Genomic DNA, 16,300 nt, shown 5'->3' with positions numbered 1-16,300 from the left:
ATACCATAACGCTTCCCAGCAGGTCAATAAAAAAGGATTTGAACCTGTTTTAATAGGTTCAAATCCCTTTTCGTTACTTTGTAAGTGAAAGCCTTATAAGAGCTCTTCTCAGAGCAGCTTCCGCTCTTGCATTATCAATTTTTCCGCTCTGTTCTTTTAAGCGGCGCTCTGCACGAATCTTAGCCTCCTCTGCACGGCTTGTATCGATTTCTTCCGGCCATTCCACAACTTCCGCCATAATGACGATCTTCTCCGGTAAAATCTCAATAAAACCAGACATCAGGGCCGCATTCTTCACTCCGCCCTCCTCGTGAATCTTTAAGACTCCCGGGGCAGCAATGGCAGTCATGGGGATATGATTCCGGTATACGCCGATATCCCCTTCCGTGGTAGTAAGCTCCACCATGGAAGCCTCTCCCTCGTAAAACTTCCGTTCCGGAGTAATGATCTGCAGTTTGAATAAATCAGCCATATTCCCACCCCCTATTTTTTCACACGGGCAAGAACGTCCTCAATGCTGCCTGCATTTAAGAAATAGCTCTCCGGAATGTCATCATGCTTACCTTCCAAAATCTCCTTAAAGCCCTGAATGGTATCAGAAAGCGGCACATAACGGCCTTCCAGTCCGGTGAACTGTCCTGCAACGAAGAAAGGCTGAGACAAGAATCTCTGGATCTTTCTTGCACGGGCCACCGTGATCTTATCTTCTTCAGAAAGCTCATCCATACCCAGCATGGCAATGATATCCTGAAGCTCTTTATACTTCTGAAGCACTTCCTGAACCCCGCGGGCAACACGGTAGTGTTCCTCACCTACGATACGGGGATCAAGAATTCTGGATGTGGAACCAAGGGGATCAACCGCCGGATAAATACCCAGCTCCACGATGGAACGGTCAAGAACCGTGGTTGCATCCAGATGAGCAAATGTGTTGGCCGGAGCCGGGTCCGTTAAGTCATCGGCGGGAACGTAAACTGCCTGAACCGATGTAATGGAACCATTCTTCGTGGAAGTGATCCTCTCCTGAAGAGCGCCCATCTCGGTCTGCAGCGTCGGCTGATAGCCTACTGCGGAAGGCATACGTCCAAGCAGAGCGGAAACCTCGGAACCTGCCTGGGTGAAACGGAAAATGTTGTCAATGAATAACAGTACATCTTTTCCGCCCTGGTCACGGAAATACTCAGCCATGGTAAGGCCGGTAAGGCCTACCCTCATACGTGCGCCCGGCGGCTCATTCATCTGTCCGAACACCATGGTTGTTTTATTAATAACGCCTGATTCCTGCATCTCGTGATAAAGGTCATTTCCTTCACGGGTGCGCTCGCCAACGCCGGTGAATACGGAATATCCGCCGTGTTCTGTGGCTATGTTACGGATCAGCTCCTGAATTAATACGGTTTTACCTACTCCGGCACCACCGAAAAGGCCGATCTTACCCCCCCTTTGGTAAGGGCAGAGAAGGTCAACGACCTTGATACCGGTTTCAAGAACCTCAGTTTCCGTGGACTGCTCCTCAAAGGTGGGAGCCGATCTGTGAATCGGAAAATGCTCTTTTACTTCCGGTGCCGGTTTATTATCGATCGGATCACCCAGAACGTTAAATATACGTCCCAATGTCTCCTCTCCAACCGGTACGGTAATCGGAGCGCCGGTAGCCGCCGCGTCCATACCACGTACCAGTCCATCGGTGGATCCCATGGCGATACATCTTACCGTATCATCGCCAAGATGCTGGGATACTTCTACAACCAGTCTGCTGCCATCCTTTGCAGTGATATCAATGGCTTCATTGATATCGGGCAGCTTGCCCTGGCTGAACTTGATATCCAGTACGGCACCGATGATCTGAGTGATCTTACCAATATTTTGTCCTGCCATCTTGTTTCTCCTTCTTATATATTTCTCTCGTTCCTGCTAAAATGAAGTTCGATTACCTTATGAAATCGCATTGGCTCCGGCTATGATCTCGGTAAGCTCCTGGGTAATAGACCCCTGTCTTGCCCGGTTATATGCCAGTCCAAGTTCTTCTATCATCTCTTCCGCATTATTGGTCGCAGAGTCCATGGCCGCCATTCTGGCTCCGTTTTCACTTGCAACGGCTTCCAGCAAAGCGCCATAGATCATGCTGCTCATATACTTAGGAATAATGGAATCCAATACCTGATCCTCATCCGGCTCATAGTTCATTAAAGTCAGATCCGTTTTTTCGCTTCCCTTTTCCATTTCAACCGGGAGAAGCTTTTTAAGAGTCGGTACTTGGGTCATAGTATTCTTAAAAGATGTATAAGCCAGATAAATTTCACCTATCCGGTTCTGTCCAAATGCATCCAGAAGCTCCATGGTAATATCGGCCGCATCGCGGTAGATCGGTTCATTGATCACCTCAGAATAATCCTCGGCGATCGTATATCCCTTTCTTACCAGTGCTTCCTTCCCTTTCCTCCCAATGGCATAAACATCCGTAAGTTCCGGCGTAAGCCTCTCATCTCCATGAACCATCTTGGCAATGTTACTGTTATAGCCTCCTGCCAGTCCACGGTTTGAAGTGATGACAATGACTGCCTTTCTCTTAGAATCTCCTGCCTTTAAATACTTATGGTCTATGCTGCCGGATTTGCGCAGCATGGAGCCTATGGTATCATACATCATTTCGTAATAGGGTTTGGATTCCTCTGCCTTAGCCTTGGACTTCTGCAGCTTAACGGTAGATATGAGCTTCATGGCTTTCGTAATCTGTTCGGTACTGGAAATACTGTCTCTTCTTCGTTTGATATCCCTAATGGATGCCATGATTGTTCACCTGCCTTTAAAAAACACCTGCTTTGCATTCGTTAATTGCCTTTACAAGCAATTCCTCTGTCTCAGGCGTGATCTGCTTTGTCTCGCGGATGCTTGCGGGAATTTCAGAATATTTGGTGTCAATAAAACTGGTCAAAGCCTTTTCAAAATCAAGGATTTTCCCGGTAGGGATATCCAAAAGCAGCTTCTTTGTCGCTGCAAAGATTATGATGATCTGGTATTCAACCGGAATCGGCTGATACTGGCCCTGCTTTAATACCTCTTTAATCCTCTCGCCCTGGGCAAGCTGTTCTGCTGTCTCCTTATCAAGCTCGGAACCAAACTGTGCGAAGCTTGCAAGCTCGCGGTACTGCGCCAGTTCCACGCGGATAGGAGCTGCGATCTTCTTCATAGCCTTGATCTGGGCAGAGCCGCCTACACGGGATACGGAAAGGCCTGCGTTGATGGCTGGACGGAAACCTGCGTTAAACATCTCTGTCTCCAGGTAAATCTGCCCGTCTGTAATAGAAATAACATTCGTCGGAATATACGCGGATACGTCGCCTGCCTGTGTTTCAATGATCGGAAGGGCTGTTAAAGAACCTCCTCCCAGCTCTTCTGAAAGCCTTGAGGCTCTCTCCAGCAGTCTGGAATGCAGATAGAAAACATCACCCGGGTAAGCTTCACGGCCCGGCGGTCTCTTAAGCAGCAGGGATAAGGTACGGTAAGCGGCTGCATGTTTACTTAAATCATCGTAAACAACTAATACATCCTCCCCGTTTTCCATCCATTCCTCTCCTATGGCGCATCCGGAATATGGAGCAATATACTGAAGAGGCGCTAAATCAGATGCCGTTGACACGACGATGGTGGTATAATCCATGGCACCGTACTCTTCCAGTGTCTTAACAATGTTGGCTACCGTAGATGCCTTCTGTCCAATAGCAACATATATACAGTTAACTCCCTGGCCCTTCTGGTTAATAATCGTATCAAGGGCAATCGCCGTCTTTCCGGTCTGGCGGTCACCAATGATCAGCTCACGCTGTCCTCTTCCAATAGGAATCATGGCATCAATCGCCTTAATACCGGTCTGAAGGGGAGTATCTACTGATTTTCTGTCAATAACTCCATGAGCCACACGCTCAATCTTGCGGAACTTGTCTGTCAGGATCGGTCCTTTTCCATCGATGGGCTGTCCTAAAGCATTAACAACACGTCCAGTCAATGCATCACCAACAGGTACTTCCACCACTCGTCCGGTAGTCTTAACTGTATCACCCTCGCTGATAGCGCCGGTACCAAGTAAAACCGCACCAACGTTATCCTCTTCCAGGTTAAGCACCATGCCGTAGATTTCTCCCGGGAACTCAAGCAGCTCTCCCTGCATGGCATTCTCAAGGCCATGGATACGGGCAATACCATCCGCTACCTGAATGACTGTACCAACATCAGAGACATCCAGTTTCGTAGAATATCTTTGAATCTGTTCCTTGATGACAGAACTGATCTCTTCTGGTCTTAAATTCATTAAGGTTTGCACCTTCTTTCTAAGTTTATAATGTGTCCGTTTCACCTAACGGCTCTCCGGACAACTGATTTCCTAAACTCAGGCTTACCTTCATGTAAAAAACATGAGCAGTAAAGTGGAAATCAGGTCAATTGCAGCTTTAACAGGCTGCGGCGCAGTTCGTAAATCTGCGTTTTAATGCTGGAATCCACCACCCGGTCTCCGATCCTGATTACCATACCGCCAATGATTGACGGGTCAACCTGATAATCCATCTCATAATCTACGTACTGAGTTGTATTTAACAGCTTTTCTACCAGCCGGGCCTTCTGCCCTTCATTTAATTCAACAGCGCTGGCCACATGGGCCACGCCGATCTTCTTATATTCCTTGACAGCGTTAATGAAGTATTCACAGATTGCCGGAATCTCCTTCTGCCTGCCTTTGTCGACAATGACTGCCAGAAAACCCATCAGGTCATCCGATACGCGTCCGCCGAAAATATTCTTAATAATGCCGATTTTATCTTCCTTTACAATCTTCGGATTATTAAGAAGCTCCGCCAATGACTGATTCTCGTGCCAGATCACCTGCAGGCTCTTCACTTCCTCAAACAAAGCGTCCACTTCCTGCTTATTAAGAGCTTCCTCAAACAATGCATCGCCGTATACCTTTGATACTAGCTTTGCCATGTGCTTTCACCCATCTCTTTCAAAGTCTCGTCAATCAGGGCATCCTGCACCGTAGTGTCAATGGAAGCAGCTACGACCTTGCCGGCCATAACAGAAGCGATGGATATGATCTGATCCTTCATATCATCAAGTGCTTTCTTTCTCTCCAGTTCCACCTCACGGCTGCCCCGCGTAACAATGCGGTCCGCTTCTTCCCTGGCTTCTGTAATAATCTCTGCCTCACGCTGTTTCGCTCTTTTTCTGGCATCCTCTAAGATTCCTTCTGCCTCTTTCTTAACTTCAAGAAGTCTGGCTTCATATTCTTCCTTCATTGCCCGCGCTGCTTCCTTATCGTCGGCAGCGTTCTTTAATTCTCCCGCAATCCTCTGTCTTCTTTTTTCCAGCACTTCCCGTACCGGATTGAACAGCATATAGGATAACGCAAAAAACAGGATGAATATATTGATGCCTGTTACAAACGAATCGAAAAGCAGCTGTGGGTCAAATCCCAATAATCGATCCAAGGTTTCGCCTCCTTTCGCTCTTTATTCTTTCCCCATTCTGAGGGCAGGCTTATGCCTCCCGCCATTCTGATCTTTAGCTGAATGGCTTTAAGAACATGAGGATAGCAGCAACAGCGAAACCATAAAGACCTGTTGTCTCGGCAACGGCCTGTCCTAAAAGCATGGTAGATGTTATATCAGACTTTGCGCCCGGATTGCGTCCTACTGCAGCTGCAGCATGGCCTGCTGCGATACCCTGTCCAATACCAGGTCCAATACCTGCGATCATCGCAAGACCTGCACCGATTGCTGAGCAGCCTAAGATAAAATCCTGTCCTGAAAATCCGTTCATAGAAAAATTCCTCCTGAATTTAATATTATTGAAATTTAATCCATCTTATCATTGACATATACCATAGTCAGCATACAGAAAACATATGTCTGGATACAGCCTGAGAATACATCACAATATACATGTAAAAACGATGGGATACCGATCTTTACAAAGATAGGCATCATCCCATACCACAATCCCATAATAACTACGCCTGACATCATATTGCCGAACAAACGAAGCGCCTGGGATAATGGGTTTGTAATCTCACCGATTACGTTAATCGGGAACAAAACCGGAAACGGCTGAAATAAACTTGTAAAATGACCGATCCCGTGATTCTTAATACCCTGGTATTGCACTATGCCGAAGGTAAACAAACCAAGCATAAATGTCACACCGAAATCTCCGGTTGGCGTCCTAAGACCAAATAAGCCGCCAATATTGCAGAACAATATGAAAATAAATATTGTTCCAATATAATTAACAAATTTTTTTGCGTTATGACCCATAGTACCGTTTACCATGTTATCAAGCGCCTCTACGACAAACTCCACAATATTCTGGAAGGTGCCGGGTACTTCTGTTGCCCGTTTCATATTTCGGTTGGCAATCACTGCGATAATCAGGATTACGATTGTCACGATGCTAAGGCCTATTTCCGTGGTTGTAACCCAAAGTTCCTGACCAAACGCCTGAAACTTTGTAACGCCTTTGATCATAAAGTCTACATTATTGGCACTCGCAACGACCATACGCTTAAGCCTCCTTTCTTAAGAGATCCCACTTGACCGCAAAGGAGATTACTCTCCCTTTGTCCTGTTGGCCACGATCTTGTGGATAATAGGCTGAGAAAATGCTCCAACCTTGAGTCCGAGGACTCCGATTACTACTGCGACCGGATTGAACCAGTTCGAAAACCGGACAATAACTGCCACCAGTATGACAATAAGCAGCAGATAGCGAAGGACTGAACTAATAATACTCTGCTTCTGAACAGCCTTTGGATCTTCCGTCTTCATAGAACGTTCAAGCACCATAGCCATGGATAAAAACATGGCCAGAGCTAACACCATTCCCAAAATCAGTCCTGCAAAAACAGCACGACTTGGATACATAAATAATGCACCTAGCATAGCCACTGCCGTGAAAATAACAATTCCGGCAGAAACCTCAAGCATCAGATTCTTTGTTTCCTTCCCCATTACAAATCCTCCTGTCTACGAAAGTTTCTCATCATCATGTCCTTTCACGCGGCTTGGCTGCTTCGGTTTATGCACCTTGGGTCCAGCCTCTGCTTGCCGCTCCACGCGCTCCTTCTGATCCTCAACCCACTCCTCCCTTTCATTCATGGCCAGTGTAGCCTTTGCCAGCTTATAGGCATTGAATCCCCCAGCCAGAAACCCCAGAACCATAAATAATAATATCAGCTTTGTCCCAGCATACCGGTCAATATAGTAACCGGCAAGAATACATACAAATACAGGTACCATGACACTGATCCCCAGTTGGGTCACCATCATGAAACTTCTCATTACGCTCTTTTTATGTCGCATAATTACACCTGCTTTCTGCATCCTGCACATATAATTGGTATTATACCTAAAAAAACATATTTTGTCTATTATATACGGAAATTTAACTTGACACTCCAATAAACTTTCTATTTTTGTACATTTTTAAAAAAAATGTTGAAAAAAGGCCTGTTTTTTGCAGGAAGAACCCGTAAAAAACAGACCTTATCAAATTTATTAATTATGCTTCTTTTGTACCTGGAAGAATTGTTTCAACTTCTGCATGTGGACGTGGGATTACATGTACAGATACAAGCTCACCAACACGCTGAGCTGCTGCTGCACCTGCATCGGTAGCTGCCTTAACAGCACCTACATCGCCTCTTACCATAACAGTAACAAGACCGCCGCCTACAAATTCTTTACCGATCAGGGTAACGTTTGCTGCTTTGACCATAGCATCTGCTGCTTCAACGGATCCAATTAAACCTTTTGTTTCAATCATTCCTAATGCATCATATTTCATTTTTAAATCCTCCTGATTTATAATTAATTTTTAATGGTTCACTTATTTTACAATGGTTACGCCAGAAGAGCTGCCAAGTCCCATGGCATTTGCTTCTTCCGTATCAAGATGGCATTCCAGGCTTGATGTTTCGGTTACGCGGATTGCCGTATGATGAAAAATACCGCCGCGGATCCCCTCTGTCTGAATACTAACTGTCTGACCGTCATGAACGCCGAACTTCAAGGCATCCTGAGGAGTCATATGAATGTGTCTCTGGGCGATGATTAAGCCCTCTTTTGTTTGAACGGAACCCTTTGGTCCCACCAGGGTGATCCCTGGCGTTCCGGTTAATTCACCGGACATTTTAGGCTCAGATTTCTTTCCAAGCTTAAAACAGTCTGCTGCCAGAACCTCGACCTGAGTCTGTTTTCTGACCGGACCTAATATACGGACCTTCTCAATGGCTCCCTTAGGGCCGCATACGGTAACCGTTTCCTTGCATGCATACTGACCCGGCTGGGATAACTCCTTCATCTTGGTCAGTTCGTATCCCTTACCGAAAAGAGCATCCAAGTCTTCCTGGGACAAATGTACATGGCGGTTGGAAACGCCAACTGGTATTCGAAACTCATCTGTTCCGGATTCCGCTTTCACGGCTTCCATTAAGAGTTTGATTACCGCTTCATACTTATCCATTCCTGTTCTCCTTCCTTGCTGTTTTTACTGGCCTTTCATGGCAAGTACAATCTCTTTTACAAGAGCTGCCAGCTTCTCATTGTCATCGTTTCCTCCCTGGCAGGCAGAAGAGGCCACATCTTCTTTTTTATCAAAAGAAGCTACGAAATCAGCAGGGCTAAAGGAAGCATCCTGGGTTTTGTCTTTCCAGGTAAAGGTTGGATCATCTGCTGCGATAGTGGAGCAATCTTTAATACCAAAAGCAACCTTTTTCACATTAAGGAGATGTTTCGGGCTCACGTTTTCGGAAACAGAGCTTCCTCCGCAGGTTCCGCATCCTAATGTAAAGGAAATCGGAAGGCCTGTACTGATTCCGGTTCCACCCTGGCTTCCGCCTGTATTTACAAGGATTCTGGAAGCAGGCTTTGCAGCGAACTTAAGAACCATATCCCTGTCCTGGGTATGAATGCTCATGGTATGTCCGATTCCGTTCTGTAAAAGGCGGATGCTTAAGCCGCAGGCCTCTTCCCAGTTCTTTACTGTGTAGAAACCAAGTACAGTTGTCAGCTTTTCGTAGGATAATGGATATCCCTCTCCGACACCTTCCTGTTTTCCGATGAGGACCTTGGCCCCTTCCGGAATCTGGATTCCGGCTGCCTGGGCAATCACCTGAGGAGAACGGCCAACAAATTTGGCATTCATGTTATGGCCGTTTTTAAATAACAGGGCACAGACTTTGTCGGTTTCTTCCTTTGTCATAAAGTAACCGCCCTGGCTTTTTAACTCTGCTACAACTTCTGCGTGATTGCTCTCCTCACAAATAATGGACTGCTCGGAAGCACAGATGGTACCATAGTCAAACGTCTTGCTGGCAAGGATTGTCTTTACTGCCTGCTTCACATCTGCCGTCTTTTCTATGTAAGCCGGTGAGTTTCCTGCACCTACGCCGATGGCTGGCTTTCCTGCGCTGTATGCAGCTTTTACCATACCCGGGCCGCCGGTTGCAATGATAACGGAGACTTCCTTACACTTCATCAGTTCATTGGTAGACCCCATGGAAGGCATGGATACACAGCCGATGATTCCCTCCGGTGCTCCTGCTGCAATTGCAGCGTCCCTCATAACCTCCGCAGCCTTCAGAGTGCATTTTGCAGCAGAAGGATGGGGAGAAAATACGATTGCGTTTCCGGATTTAATGGCGATCATGGATTTAAAAAATACAGTTGAGGTTGGATTTGTAGATGGAACGATACCCATTACAAGTCCTACCGGTTCTGCCACATCAATGGTCTTATTCACGGTATCCTCTGCAAGGATTCCTCTTGTCTTCATATCTTTTATTTCTTCATATAAAAGAGTGGAAGCAGCATGGTTCTTATATGCCTTGTCCATGACCTTTCCAAAGCCTGTCTCTTCTACAGCCATCTCTGCCAGGCAAAGAGCGTGTTCCTCTCCTGCCTTTGCCATACTCTTAAGAATGGTGTCAATTTGTTCTGCCGTAAATCCGGCAATTTTTTTTGCGGCTGCTTCACCGCATCTGGCTAAATCCCTTGCTTCCTGGATGGAACGTAAATCAAAATCAAAATTTTCCATGTTCCCGTTCTCCCTTTCTAAAAATATTAATCATTCTGTCCATAATACTTCCCGAATTCTTCCAGCAGCAGGGTTTTATTTGCTTTTGAAATCTCTCGTCCAGCTATACTGAATTCCGGATATTCTCTGGCAAGTGTCCTAAGCTCTGTTACCTTCATATCTTCAAGTATCTTCATGGTCTCTTCCAGACCGTCCTGCTTCATCCACAAGTCCACGGTTTCCCGCTTTATGGTATCCACCGTTTCCGGTTCATTGGAAGATTCTTCGACTGGTTCTTCTGCCGGTATCTCTTCAGGTACCTCAGCTGCTGGTTCTTCTGCGGTTTCCGGAACTGGTTCTTTTTCCGGTTCGTCAGGAGTACCTCCGCCGATTACAGCCGTCAGCTCATCATGAGGCCTGGCGATAACATGGCGTGTTACTAAAGCAGCATCGTTTATGCGTTCTACCGCTGCTGCTCCGGCGTCCACCGCTGCCTTTACTGCCGCCACATCGCCGGTCACCGTAACAGCGACGAGACCTCCGCCGACTTTGGTCTTTTCCAGAAGAGACACGTCTGCCGCCTTTAACATGGCATCTGCCGCCTCAATAGCCACCAGCACGCCTTTTGTTTCTATAAAGCCAAGTGCCTGCATTGTTTACCTCCTTAAACCAAATCAGCCCAGTTTGCCGGATACGTTGCGTAAAATACTCTTGCTTTATCTGGGGAACCCCAGATTACCTTGGAGCCTGACGGTACAAAGAGCACATCTCCGGCTTTTGCCGTATAGGTCTTTCCGTCAATGGTAACGGTTAAGGTTCCTTCGATTACATAGTCGATCTCTTCATAGGTCAATTCCCATTCAAAGCTGGAATGGTCGATCACAAGGAAACCTGCACTGATATGGGATTCCTCTTTGCTTACCAGCTCCTGGTAGTAAGCTTTGACAGATGGATCTCCTGTATCAAATACATCCATTTTCACAGAACTTCCACGAACCACTTTGAGACCGTTTCCATGGCTTTCAGACTCGTAGGGTTTTAAAATATCATTTAAAAAACCCTTTTCCATTAAAGTCTTCAGTACCATATAAATTTTCTCGCTGTCCATATCCATGGCTGCGAAAGCAGCCGGAGCCTGTGTCTGCTCTTCTGGCTTATCGCAGAATTTGATACCGAATGAATCTGCTGCATCCTTAGCAGACGGAGTGATGATACTTCCGGTTTCCACGTAAAATACCTTTTTTCCCTCAGCATTTAACTTTTCTACATCTTTTGCACAAATCAACTGCTTCATATGATCACTTCCCTTCTATATAAATTGGCAATCTTCATCAATGATCCCAATTACTACGGCATCGACTGGAATCTCATCGCTTCCCAGCATCCGCCTGGCAGAAGAGCCGGTGGAAATGATCACACGGTCACCGATTCCCGCGCTGATGATATCTGCTACAATCAGCCGCTCGCCTTCCCGTGTGCCTCCAATGATCTCGGCAAGCATAAATTTATACCCATTTAAGGACTCCGCTTTTCTGGTGGCCCATATGTTATCAATCAATCTGGCCGCTACCATTCTTCCACCCCTCTCTTCTCTCTTTGCTTAATTTCATCCATAGCTGCCTCTACCGATGCCGTATCTCCAAAAATCGCAAGCATGATCATGTTCTGCGGGCAGCTTCCTCTGATGTCTTCTACCGTAACACCTACTGCTTTTTCTGCCACATCTGCGGCGCAAACCATTTCGATGATTCTGCCCTGTACCAGCCCCACTGCATCCACTGGTCCTATGGGCGAGGAAGTGCCGGAGCCCTTCCTGCGGTTTAAGATATCCATGGTTCCCTGTGACGGTGATTTAATTATACGGTATTCCATATTGTCCACATCCTTTATGCCAGCTCTTCCTGCGTACAGGAAAATGCGATTCCAAGAGGAGTTACAAACATTGGGTTCTCAGGCTTTCTCGTCCTGATTCCCGTCTGTTTTTCAATGATTGCTTCAATCCCAGTCAGGCAGCAGGTTCCGCCTACCAAGTAGATTTCCTGAACATCGTGTCCTTCAATATGGCGTTTTATGATGGAAGCCACCTTCTCCACAACCGGCTTTAAAACCGGCAGCAGTTCTTTATGGTGTTCTTCTTTCCTCTTATAAACCTCTGCCTCCTGAAAGGACATTTGATAAGCACCGGAGACCACCAGGGAAAAATGAGTTCCTCCTGTTGGTTCATCCGCTACATACACCACCTTTCCATCTTTTAAAATGGAGATTCCGGTGGTGCCGCCTCCGATATCCACGACTGCACCATTCTTAATTTTTAAAACTGCGTTTGCCGCCGTAGGCTCATCGAGAAGGGCCGTTATTTCAAATCCAGCTCCCTGAACCACGTTTTTAATCGCTCCGCCATCCAGGGAATCGGTGCCCGGAGGAATGGCTGCAGCCGAATAAATCAATTCTGTGCCCAGCTTTTCCTCCAGTTCTTCCTTAAGCTCCCGAACAATCCGGATCGCACCGATGTAATCCACGACCATTCCATCCCGGACCACATCCGCATACCGGTAAGCGCCTGCCACAGGTTTGTAGTTCTCATCTAAAACAGCCAGTACCACACACGCCGTTCCCAGATCGACTCCGGTATAGTAAACAGAGGAGCTTCCCTTAACGGGCTGCTTAACAACTGCTTCAAACTGGCTCACCAGCTCATTGCAGCCATCAAATGTTATTACTTCCTTTGACATGTTTTTCCTCCATATTCCAGACATATCATCTGTGATAAGCGGTTGATGAACGGGTTAAGACCTGCATTCTCTGTTTCCGCTGCCAGCTCTCTTACGCTGCAGCGCAGGCGGTGCAGAAGAACGATTTCCTTTCCCTTTTCTGACTGTGCATGAAAACCTGTGATCTCAAAGCAATCGTCGGAAGGCTTGTTAAAGTTTTCCTTATGAAATCCGGTGCAGGGCTCAAATCCAAATTCCACTTCCCGGCCGTCTTTCCCCAGATCAGAAAGTTTACGCTCCAGGGCAAATATCTGCTCTGCTAGCAATACATCCCGATTTAACAGTTCAAGACCTGTTTCCAGAAACTGAGCCTGAAGCGTTTTCTTTTTTAACAAGAAACGATCCCGGCAGATCTCTTTTTCCGGTGCTTCTTCTTTTTTCTCTGCAGGTTTCTCATTTTTTCGTTTTACCATCATGGGATCGTCACTTATGGGAATCTTCTTATCCACCAGGAATTGGCGCGCTCCGGGTGTCAGTCTGGTTCCCGCAGGGAGATCATAAGAAGTAAAGGGTTCTCTTCTGAATAAAATCCTCAAATCATCTTCTGTGATGAATTTCATTAATAGCCCCCCTTACACAGTTTCCGATAGATGGTTTCAATCTCTTCTACCGTAGGCACCCTTGGGTTGGTCAATGTGCAGTTATCAGCCAGGGCTTTTTCCGCCATTTCCCGTATGGCCTGCTCAAATTCGTCTTTATCAATCTTTAAGTCTGTAATCTGCTGCGGTATTTTGATCTTGTTCATCAGATTTTTGATGTGACGCACCAGGCCGTGTACCGTGGCCTTATCTGTTCCGGCTGCGATTCCAAGCATATTGGCAATTGCCACATACCTGCCGCAGGCTTTCTGTTCGCCAGCGTCTTCCAGACCGGCGTTGTAGCTGATGACATGAGGAAGCAGGATCGCATTGCTTCTTCCGTGCGGAATGTGAAAGCGCGCTCCCAGGGCATGAGCCATGCTGTGGCAAAGCCCTAAGGAAGCTCCGTTAAACGCAACTCCAGCCAGACAGGAAGCATTGTGCATGTGAGTTCTGGCTTCCATGTCGCTTCCTTCTTCTACGGTACGTGTCAGGTAGTTCCACACCAGTCTCACCGCTTTTTCCGCGCAGGCATCAGTAAAATCACCTGCATTGGTTGAAACATAGGCTTCCAGGGCATGGGTTAACACATCCATTCCCGTATCTGCCGTAATGTGAGGCGGAACCGACACCGTAAAGCGGGGATCAAGAAATGCTGCATCCGGCACCATACTATCGGAACGCAGCGGATATTTCGCCTGGGCCTGTGGGTCGGATATAACAGAAAAATTAGTTACTTCACTACCGGTGCCGCTGGTTGTTGGAACCGCGATTAAGTACAGTCTTTCATTTCCCATCTGACTGTAGATGTGGCTAGACGCCTTTGCCGTATCAATGGCAGAGCCGCCGCCAAGGGCGATTACTGCATCCGGACCAAAACACTTCATTCCGCCTATGGCTTTTGAAACGACTTCAATGGTCGGATCGGGTACTACCTCAGAAAATACTTCATAGCTGCTCCCCTTCTCCTGCAAAAGCTCTGTAATCCAGTTCACCTTTCCGGACTGGGCCATAAAGGGGTCACAGATAATATAAGCCTTTGTTACAGGAAGATCCTTTAACTTATCCAGACAGGAAGATCCCATATATACTTTTGTGTTCATTACAAATTGCTCCACGTTACATTTCCCTCCTTTCCTTTTATTTTAACGCCTCCATTAATTCCTGAAGGCCTGTCCGTTCAGACAGATTAATATGATAATAGGGCTCCCGAACCCCTGCCTTTTTTAACTGACGGATACACCAGCCGTCATGTTCCGGTTTTTCTCCGCTTCCCGTAATCACACCGATGACGGGAACCCGGAACGCTTTTGCAAATCCAGGCGGGTAACTTTCCCTGCATGAGGACTGGTCTACCAGCATCAGTACATGGGAGGCATCCTGTGCCGCCGCAATGATATGCTTATGCATCCAGGGACTTTCTAAGTAAACCCCCGGCACATCTAAGGTTTTTTCCCCATACACCATGTTCTGGGTTCTTCTGGCCGGACCGATAAAACCGTTTATGACATGAGCCAGGGAAGTCTTTCCGCTGCCGCCGGGGCCGATGATCATGATTCTTTTCTTTCTCATGTTTTGGTTACCGCAGGCACCATATAACCCAGCCCGCGTTTTAAGGTATCGCATACCGCAGTCAAAGCGGTTTCCACACTGTCCACATCGCCGGCAATGATCACAGAGCCTGTGAAGCGGTCTAAGAAGCCCACCTGCACATCTGCTGCCTTTGCTGCAATATCCGCCGCAATGATAGAGGTTTCAAAAGGGGACAGGGTGAGAATTCCGATGGCTCCCATTTCATCGATGCCAAGGCACTCATATACCTCCGGAATGGGAGATGCGATCACATGGGCGATGGTCACCTGTTTACCAGGAACGGATTCCTCTATGACACGCTGCATCTCAATCATGGCCTTTTCCCCTTTCTTAGTGCTTTACTACAGTAACCGGAAATTGATATTCCTTCATCCAGTCTTCAATCCGGTCTAAATCCTCCGGGCTTAAGCTTGGATCCCCTTCAATGGGATATTTCATATCAAGCTGATTGTATTTGTTAACGCCCAGCTTATGATACGGAAGTAAATCAATTCCCTTAAAATTTTTATAGTCACGGAAGGGCATTAAGAATTTAATGACTTCATCGATCTCTTCCCGGCTGTCATTGATCCCCTTTAACATAGGCATGCGGACTTTCACATTGAAACGGTGGTGGAGCAGTTCCTTTAAATTGGTAAGGATCTGTTCGTTGTTCACACCTACCAGTTCATTGTGGCGGACAGGATCCATATGTTTGATATCAAACAGGAATAAGTCCACATACTCCGCAATTTTTAAAATCGTTTCCGTACTTGTATAACCGCAGGTCTCAATTGCTGTATTGATCCCTTCCTGCTTACAGGCCATTAACAGATTTAAAGCTGCTTCCGGCTGGGCAGTCACTTCACCGCCGCCAAGAGTTACGCCGCCGCCTGAAATATCATAAAAGGCAGAATCCTCTTCCACGATTTTAAGCAGTTCTGAAATGGTTTTAACTTCTCCGGCAATGGTAAGCGCTGCATTGGGGCAGACATTCTTGCATTTCATGCATCCGATGCAATCCTTTTCCCGCTGGATTTCATGTTTTCCCGTCTCTTTGGATATCACATGGATTCCTACGGGGCACACATCAGCGCACGCCCCGCAGTTTACACAAGAATTTTGCTTATACATCACCTGGAATTTCCGCACCATTCCTTCTGGATTGGAGCACCATTTACACCGGAGCGGACAGCCTTTAAAGAATACCAGGGTTCTGATTCCCGGCCCGTCATACATGTTGTACTTCTGCACGTTAAAGATAAACGCTTTACGCTCAATCTCTCCTGTCGTTCCATGGTCCATTGTGATTGA

At 46.8% G+C, this 16,300-nt stretch carries 23 protein-coding genes; all 23 read right to left on the bottom strand.

Translation table 11 applies throughout. From position 1 onward, the window contains the following. Positions 1 to 73: 73 nt before the first annotated feature. Positions 74 to 472 carry an ATP synthase F1 subunit epsilon gene (gene atpC / locus BMW45_RS08500; RefSeq protein ID WP_025230261.1) on the bottom strand — a complete coding sequence of 133 codons (399 nt, stop codon included), beginning with the start codon at positions 470 to 472 and terminating at the stop codon, positions 74 to 76. Positions 473 to 483: 11 nt separating this feature from the next. Continuing rightward, on the bottom strand, positions 484 to 1,878 hold the full coding sequence (gene atpD, locus BMW45_RS08495) for a F0F1 ATP synthase subunit beta (protein ID WP_092242229.1): 1,395 nt from the start codon (positions 1,876 to 1,878) through the stop codon (positions 484 to 486). Positions 1,879 to 1,935: 57 nt separating this feature from the next. Further along, positions 1,936 to 2,790: an ATP synthase F1 subunit gamma gene (gene atpG / locus BMW45_RS08490; protein WP_092242226.1), complete on the bottom strand. Its 855-nt coding sequence runs from the start codon at positions 2,788 to 2,790 to the stop codon at positions 1,936 to 1,938. Between the two features lie 16 nt (positions 2,791 to 2,806). Continuing rightward, the gene (atpA, locus tag BMW45_RS08485) at positions 2,807 to 4,309 is read right to left on the bottom strand and encodes a F0F1 ATP synthase subunit alpha (protein WP_092242223.1); all 1,503 of its coding nucleotides are present in this window, start codon (positions 4,307 to 4,309) and stop codon (positions 2,807 to 2,809) included. Positions 4,310 to 4,431: 122 nt separating this feature from the next. Next, positions 4,432 to 4,980 (bottom strand): ATP synthase F1 subunit delta, encoded by a 549-nt coding sequence (gene atpH / locus BMW45_RS08480; RefSeq protein WP_092242220.1) that lies wholly within the window; start codon positions 4,978 to 4,980, stop codon positions 4,432 to 4,434. Then, positions 4,968 to 5,483 carry a F0F1 ATP synthase subunit B gene (atpF, locus tag BMW45_RS08475; protein ID WP_092242218.1) on the bottom strand — a complete coding sequence of 172 codons (516 nt, stop codon included), beginning with the start codon at positions 5,481 to 5,483 and terminating at the stop codon, positions 4,968 to 4,970. Before atpF ends, atpH begins: the two co-directional genes overlap by 13 nt. A 73-nt stretch (positions 5,484 to 5,556) precedes the next feature. Continuing rightward, entirely contained in the window at positions 5,557 to 5,814 is a 258-nt protein-coding gene (gene atpE, locus BMW45_RS08470; RefSeq protein WP_013274565.1) for an ATP synthase F0 subunit C, read from the bottom strand. A 35-nt stretch (positions 5,815 to 5,849) separates the two neighbouring features. Further along, positions 5,850 to 6,551, bottom strand: coding sequence for a F0F1 ATP synthase subunit A (atpB, locus tag BMW45_RS08465; RefSeq protein ID WP_092242216.1), 702 nt, complete (start codon positions 6,549 to 6,551; stop codon positions 5,850 to 5,852). Between the two features lie 48 nt (positions 6,552 to 6,599). After that, complete coding sequence (locus tag BMW45_RS08460) at positions 6,600 to 7,001, bottom strand: ATP synthase subunit I (protein ID WP_025230269.1); 402 nt, start codon at positions 6,999 to 7,001, stop codon at positions 6,600 to 6,602. A 15-nt stretch (positions 7,002 to 7,016) separates the two neighbouring features. Continuing rightward, positions 7,017 to 7,352, bottom strand: a complete 336-nt coding sequence (locus BMW45_RS08455) for an AtpZ/AtpI family protein (RefSeq protein ID WP_025230270.1) — start codon at positions 7,350 to 7,352, stop codon at positions 7,017 to 7,019. 199 nt (positions 7,353 to 7,551) lie between these two features. Next, positions 7,552 to 7,836, bottom strand: a complete 285-nt coding sequence (gene eutM, locus BMW45_RS08450; protein WP_025230271.1) for an ethanolamine utilization microcompartment protein EutM — start codon at positions 7,834 to 7,836, stop codon at positions 7,552 to 7,554. Between the two features lie 42 nt (positions 7,837 to 7,878). Further along, positions 7,879 to 8,514: a phosphate propanoyltransferase gene (locus BMW45_RS08445; protein WP_092242214.1), complete on the bottom strand. Its 636-nt coding sequence runs from the start codon at positions 8,512 to 8,514 to the stop codon at positions 7,879 to 7,881. A 24-nt stretch (positions 8,515 to 8,538) separates the two neighbouring features. Next, entirely contained in the window at positions 8,539 to 10,086 is a 1,548-nt protein-coding gene (locus tag BMW45_RS08440; RefSeq protein WP_092242211.1) for an acetaldehyde dehydrogenase (acetylating), read from the bottom strand. A 26-nt stretch (positions 10,087 to 10,112) separates the two neighbouring features. Continuing rightward, positions 10,113 to 10,718, bottom strand: a complete 606-nt coding sequence (locus BMW45_RS08435) for a BMC domain-containing protein (RefSeq protein ID WP_092242209.1) — start codon at positions 10,716 to 10,718, stop codon at positions 10,113 to 10,115. Between the two features lie 11 nt (positions 10,719 to 10,729). Then, the gene (locus BMW45_RS08430) at positions 10,730 to 11,359 is read right to left on the bottom strand and encodes a cupin domain-containing protein (protein WP_092242208.1); all 630 of its coding nucleotides are present in this window, start codon (positions 11,357 to 11,359) and stop codon (positions 10,730 to 10,732) included. 15 nt (positions 11,360 to 11,374) lie between these two features. Beyond that, positions 11,375 to 11,638 (bottom strand): EutN/CcmL family microcompartment protein, encoded by a 264-nt coding sequence (locus BMW45_RS08425; RefSeq protein ID WP_025230276.1) that lies wholly within the window; start codon positions 11,636 to 11,638, stop codon positions 11,375 to 11,377. After that, on the bottom strand, positions 11,632 to 11,937 hold the full coding sequence (locus BMW45_RS08420; RefSeq protein ID WP_025230277.1) for a BMC domain-containing protein: 306 nt from the start codon (positions 11,935 to 11,937) through the stop codon (positions 11,632 to 11,634). Before BMW45_RS08420 ends, BMW45_RS08425 begins: the two co-directional genes overlap by 7 nt. A gap of 14 nt (positions 11,938 to 11,951) precedes the next feature. Beyond that, on the bottom strand, positions 11,952 to 12,797 hold the full coding sequence (eutJ, locus tag BMW45_RS08415) for an ethanolamine utilization protein EutJ (RefSeq protein ID WP_038284022.1): 846 nt from the start codon (positions 12,795 to 12,797) through the stop codon (positions 11,952 to 11,954). Beyond that, the gene (locus tag BMW45_RS08410; protein WP_092242206.1) at positions 12,782 to 13,396 is read right to left on the bottom strand and encodes a hypothetical protein; all 615 of its coding nucleotides are present in this window, start codon (positions 13,394 to 13,396) and stop codon (positions 12,782 to 12,784) included. Before BMW45_RS08410 ends, eutJ begins: the two co-directional genes overlap by 16 nt. Then, complete coding sequence (locus BMW45_RS08405; protein WP_166433303.1) at positions 13,396 to 14,532, bottom strand: 1-propanol dehydrogenase PduQ; 1,137 nt, start codon at positions 14,530 to 14,532, stop codon at positions 13,396 to 13,398. The genes BMW45_RS08410 and BMW45_RS08405 overlap by 1 nt, the downstream gene beginning before the upstream one ends. A 22-nt stretch (positions 14,533 to 14,554) precedes the next feature. After that, complete coding sequence (locus BMW45_RS08400; protein WP_092242203.1) at positions 14,555 to 14,986, bottom strand: EutP/PduV family microcompartment system protein; 432 nt, start codon at positions 14,984 to 14,986, stop codon at positions 14,555 to 14,557. Beyond that, positions 14,983 to 15,321 carry a BMC domain-containing protein gene (locus BMW45_RS08395; RefSeq protein WP_025230282.1) on the bottom strand — a complete coding sequence of 113 codons (339 nt, stop codon included), beginning with the start codon at positions 15,319 to 15,321 and terminating at the stop codon, positions 14,983 to 14,985. Before BMW45_RS08395 ends, BMW45_RS08400 begins: the two co-directional genes overlap by 4 nt. A 16-nt stretch (positions 15,322 to 15,337) precedes the next feature. Then, complete coding sequence (gene cutD, locus BMW45_RS08390) at positions 15,338 to 16,291, bottom strand: choline TMA-lyase-activating enzyme (protein ID WP_092242200.1); 954 nt, start codon at positions 16,289 to 16,291, stop codon at positions 15,338 to 15,340. Positions 16,292 to 16,300: the final 9 nt, after the last annotated feature.

It is taken from the genome of Lacrimispora sphenoides, assembly GCF_900105215.1.
Lineage (GTDB): Bacteria > Bacillota > Clostridia > Lachnospirales > Lachnospiraceae > Lacrimispora > Lacrimispora sphenoides_A.
The sequence above is the reverse complement of the archived record's forward strand: the minus strand, read 5'-3'. Positions and strand labels throughout refer to the sequence as shown.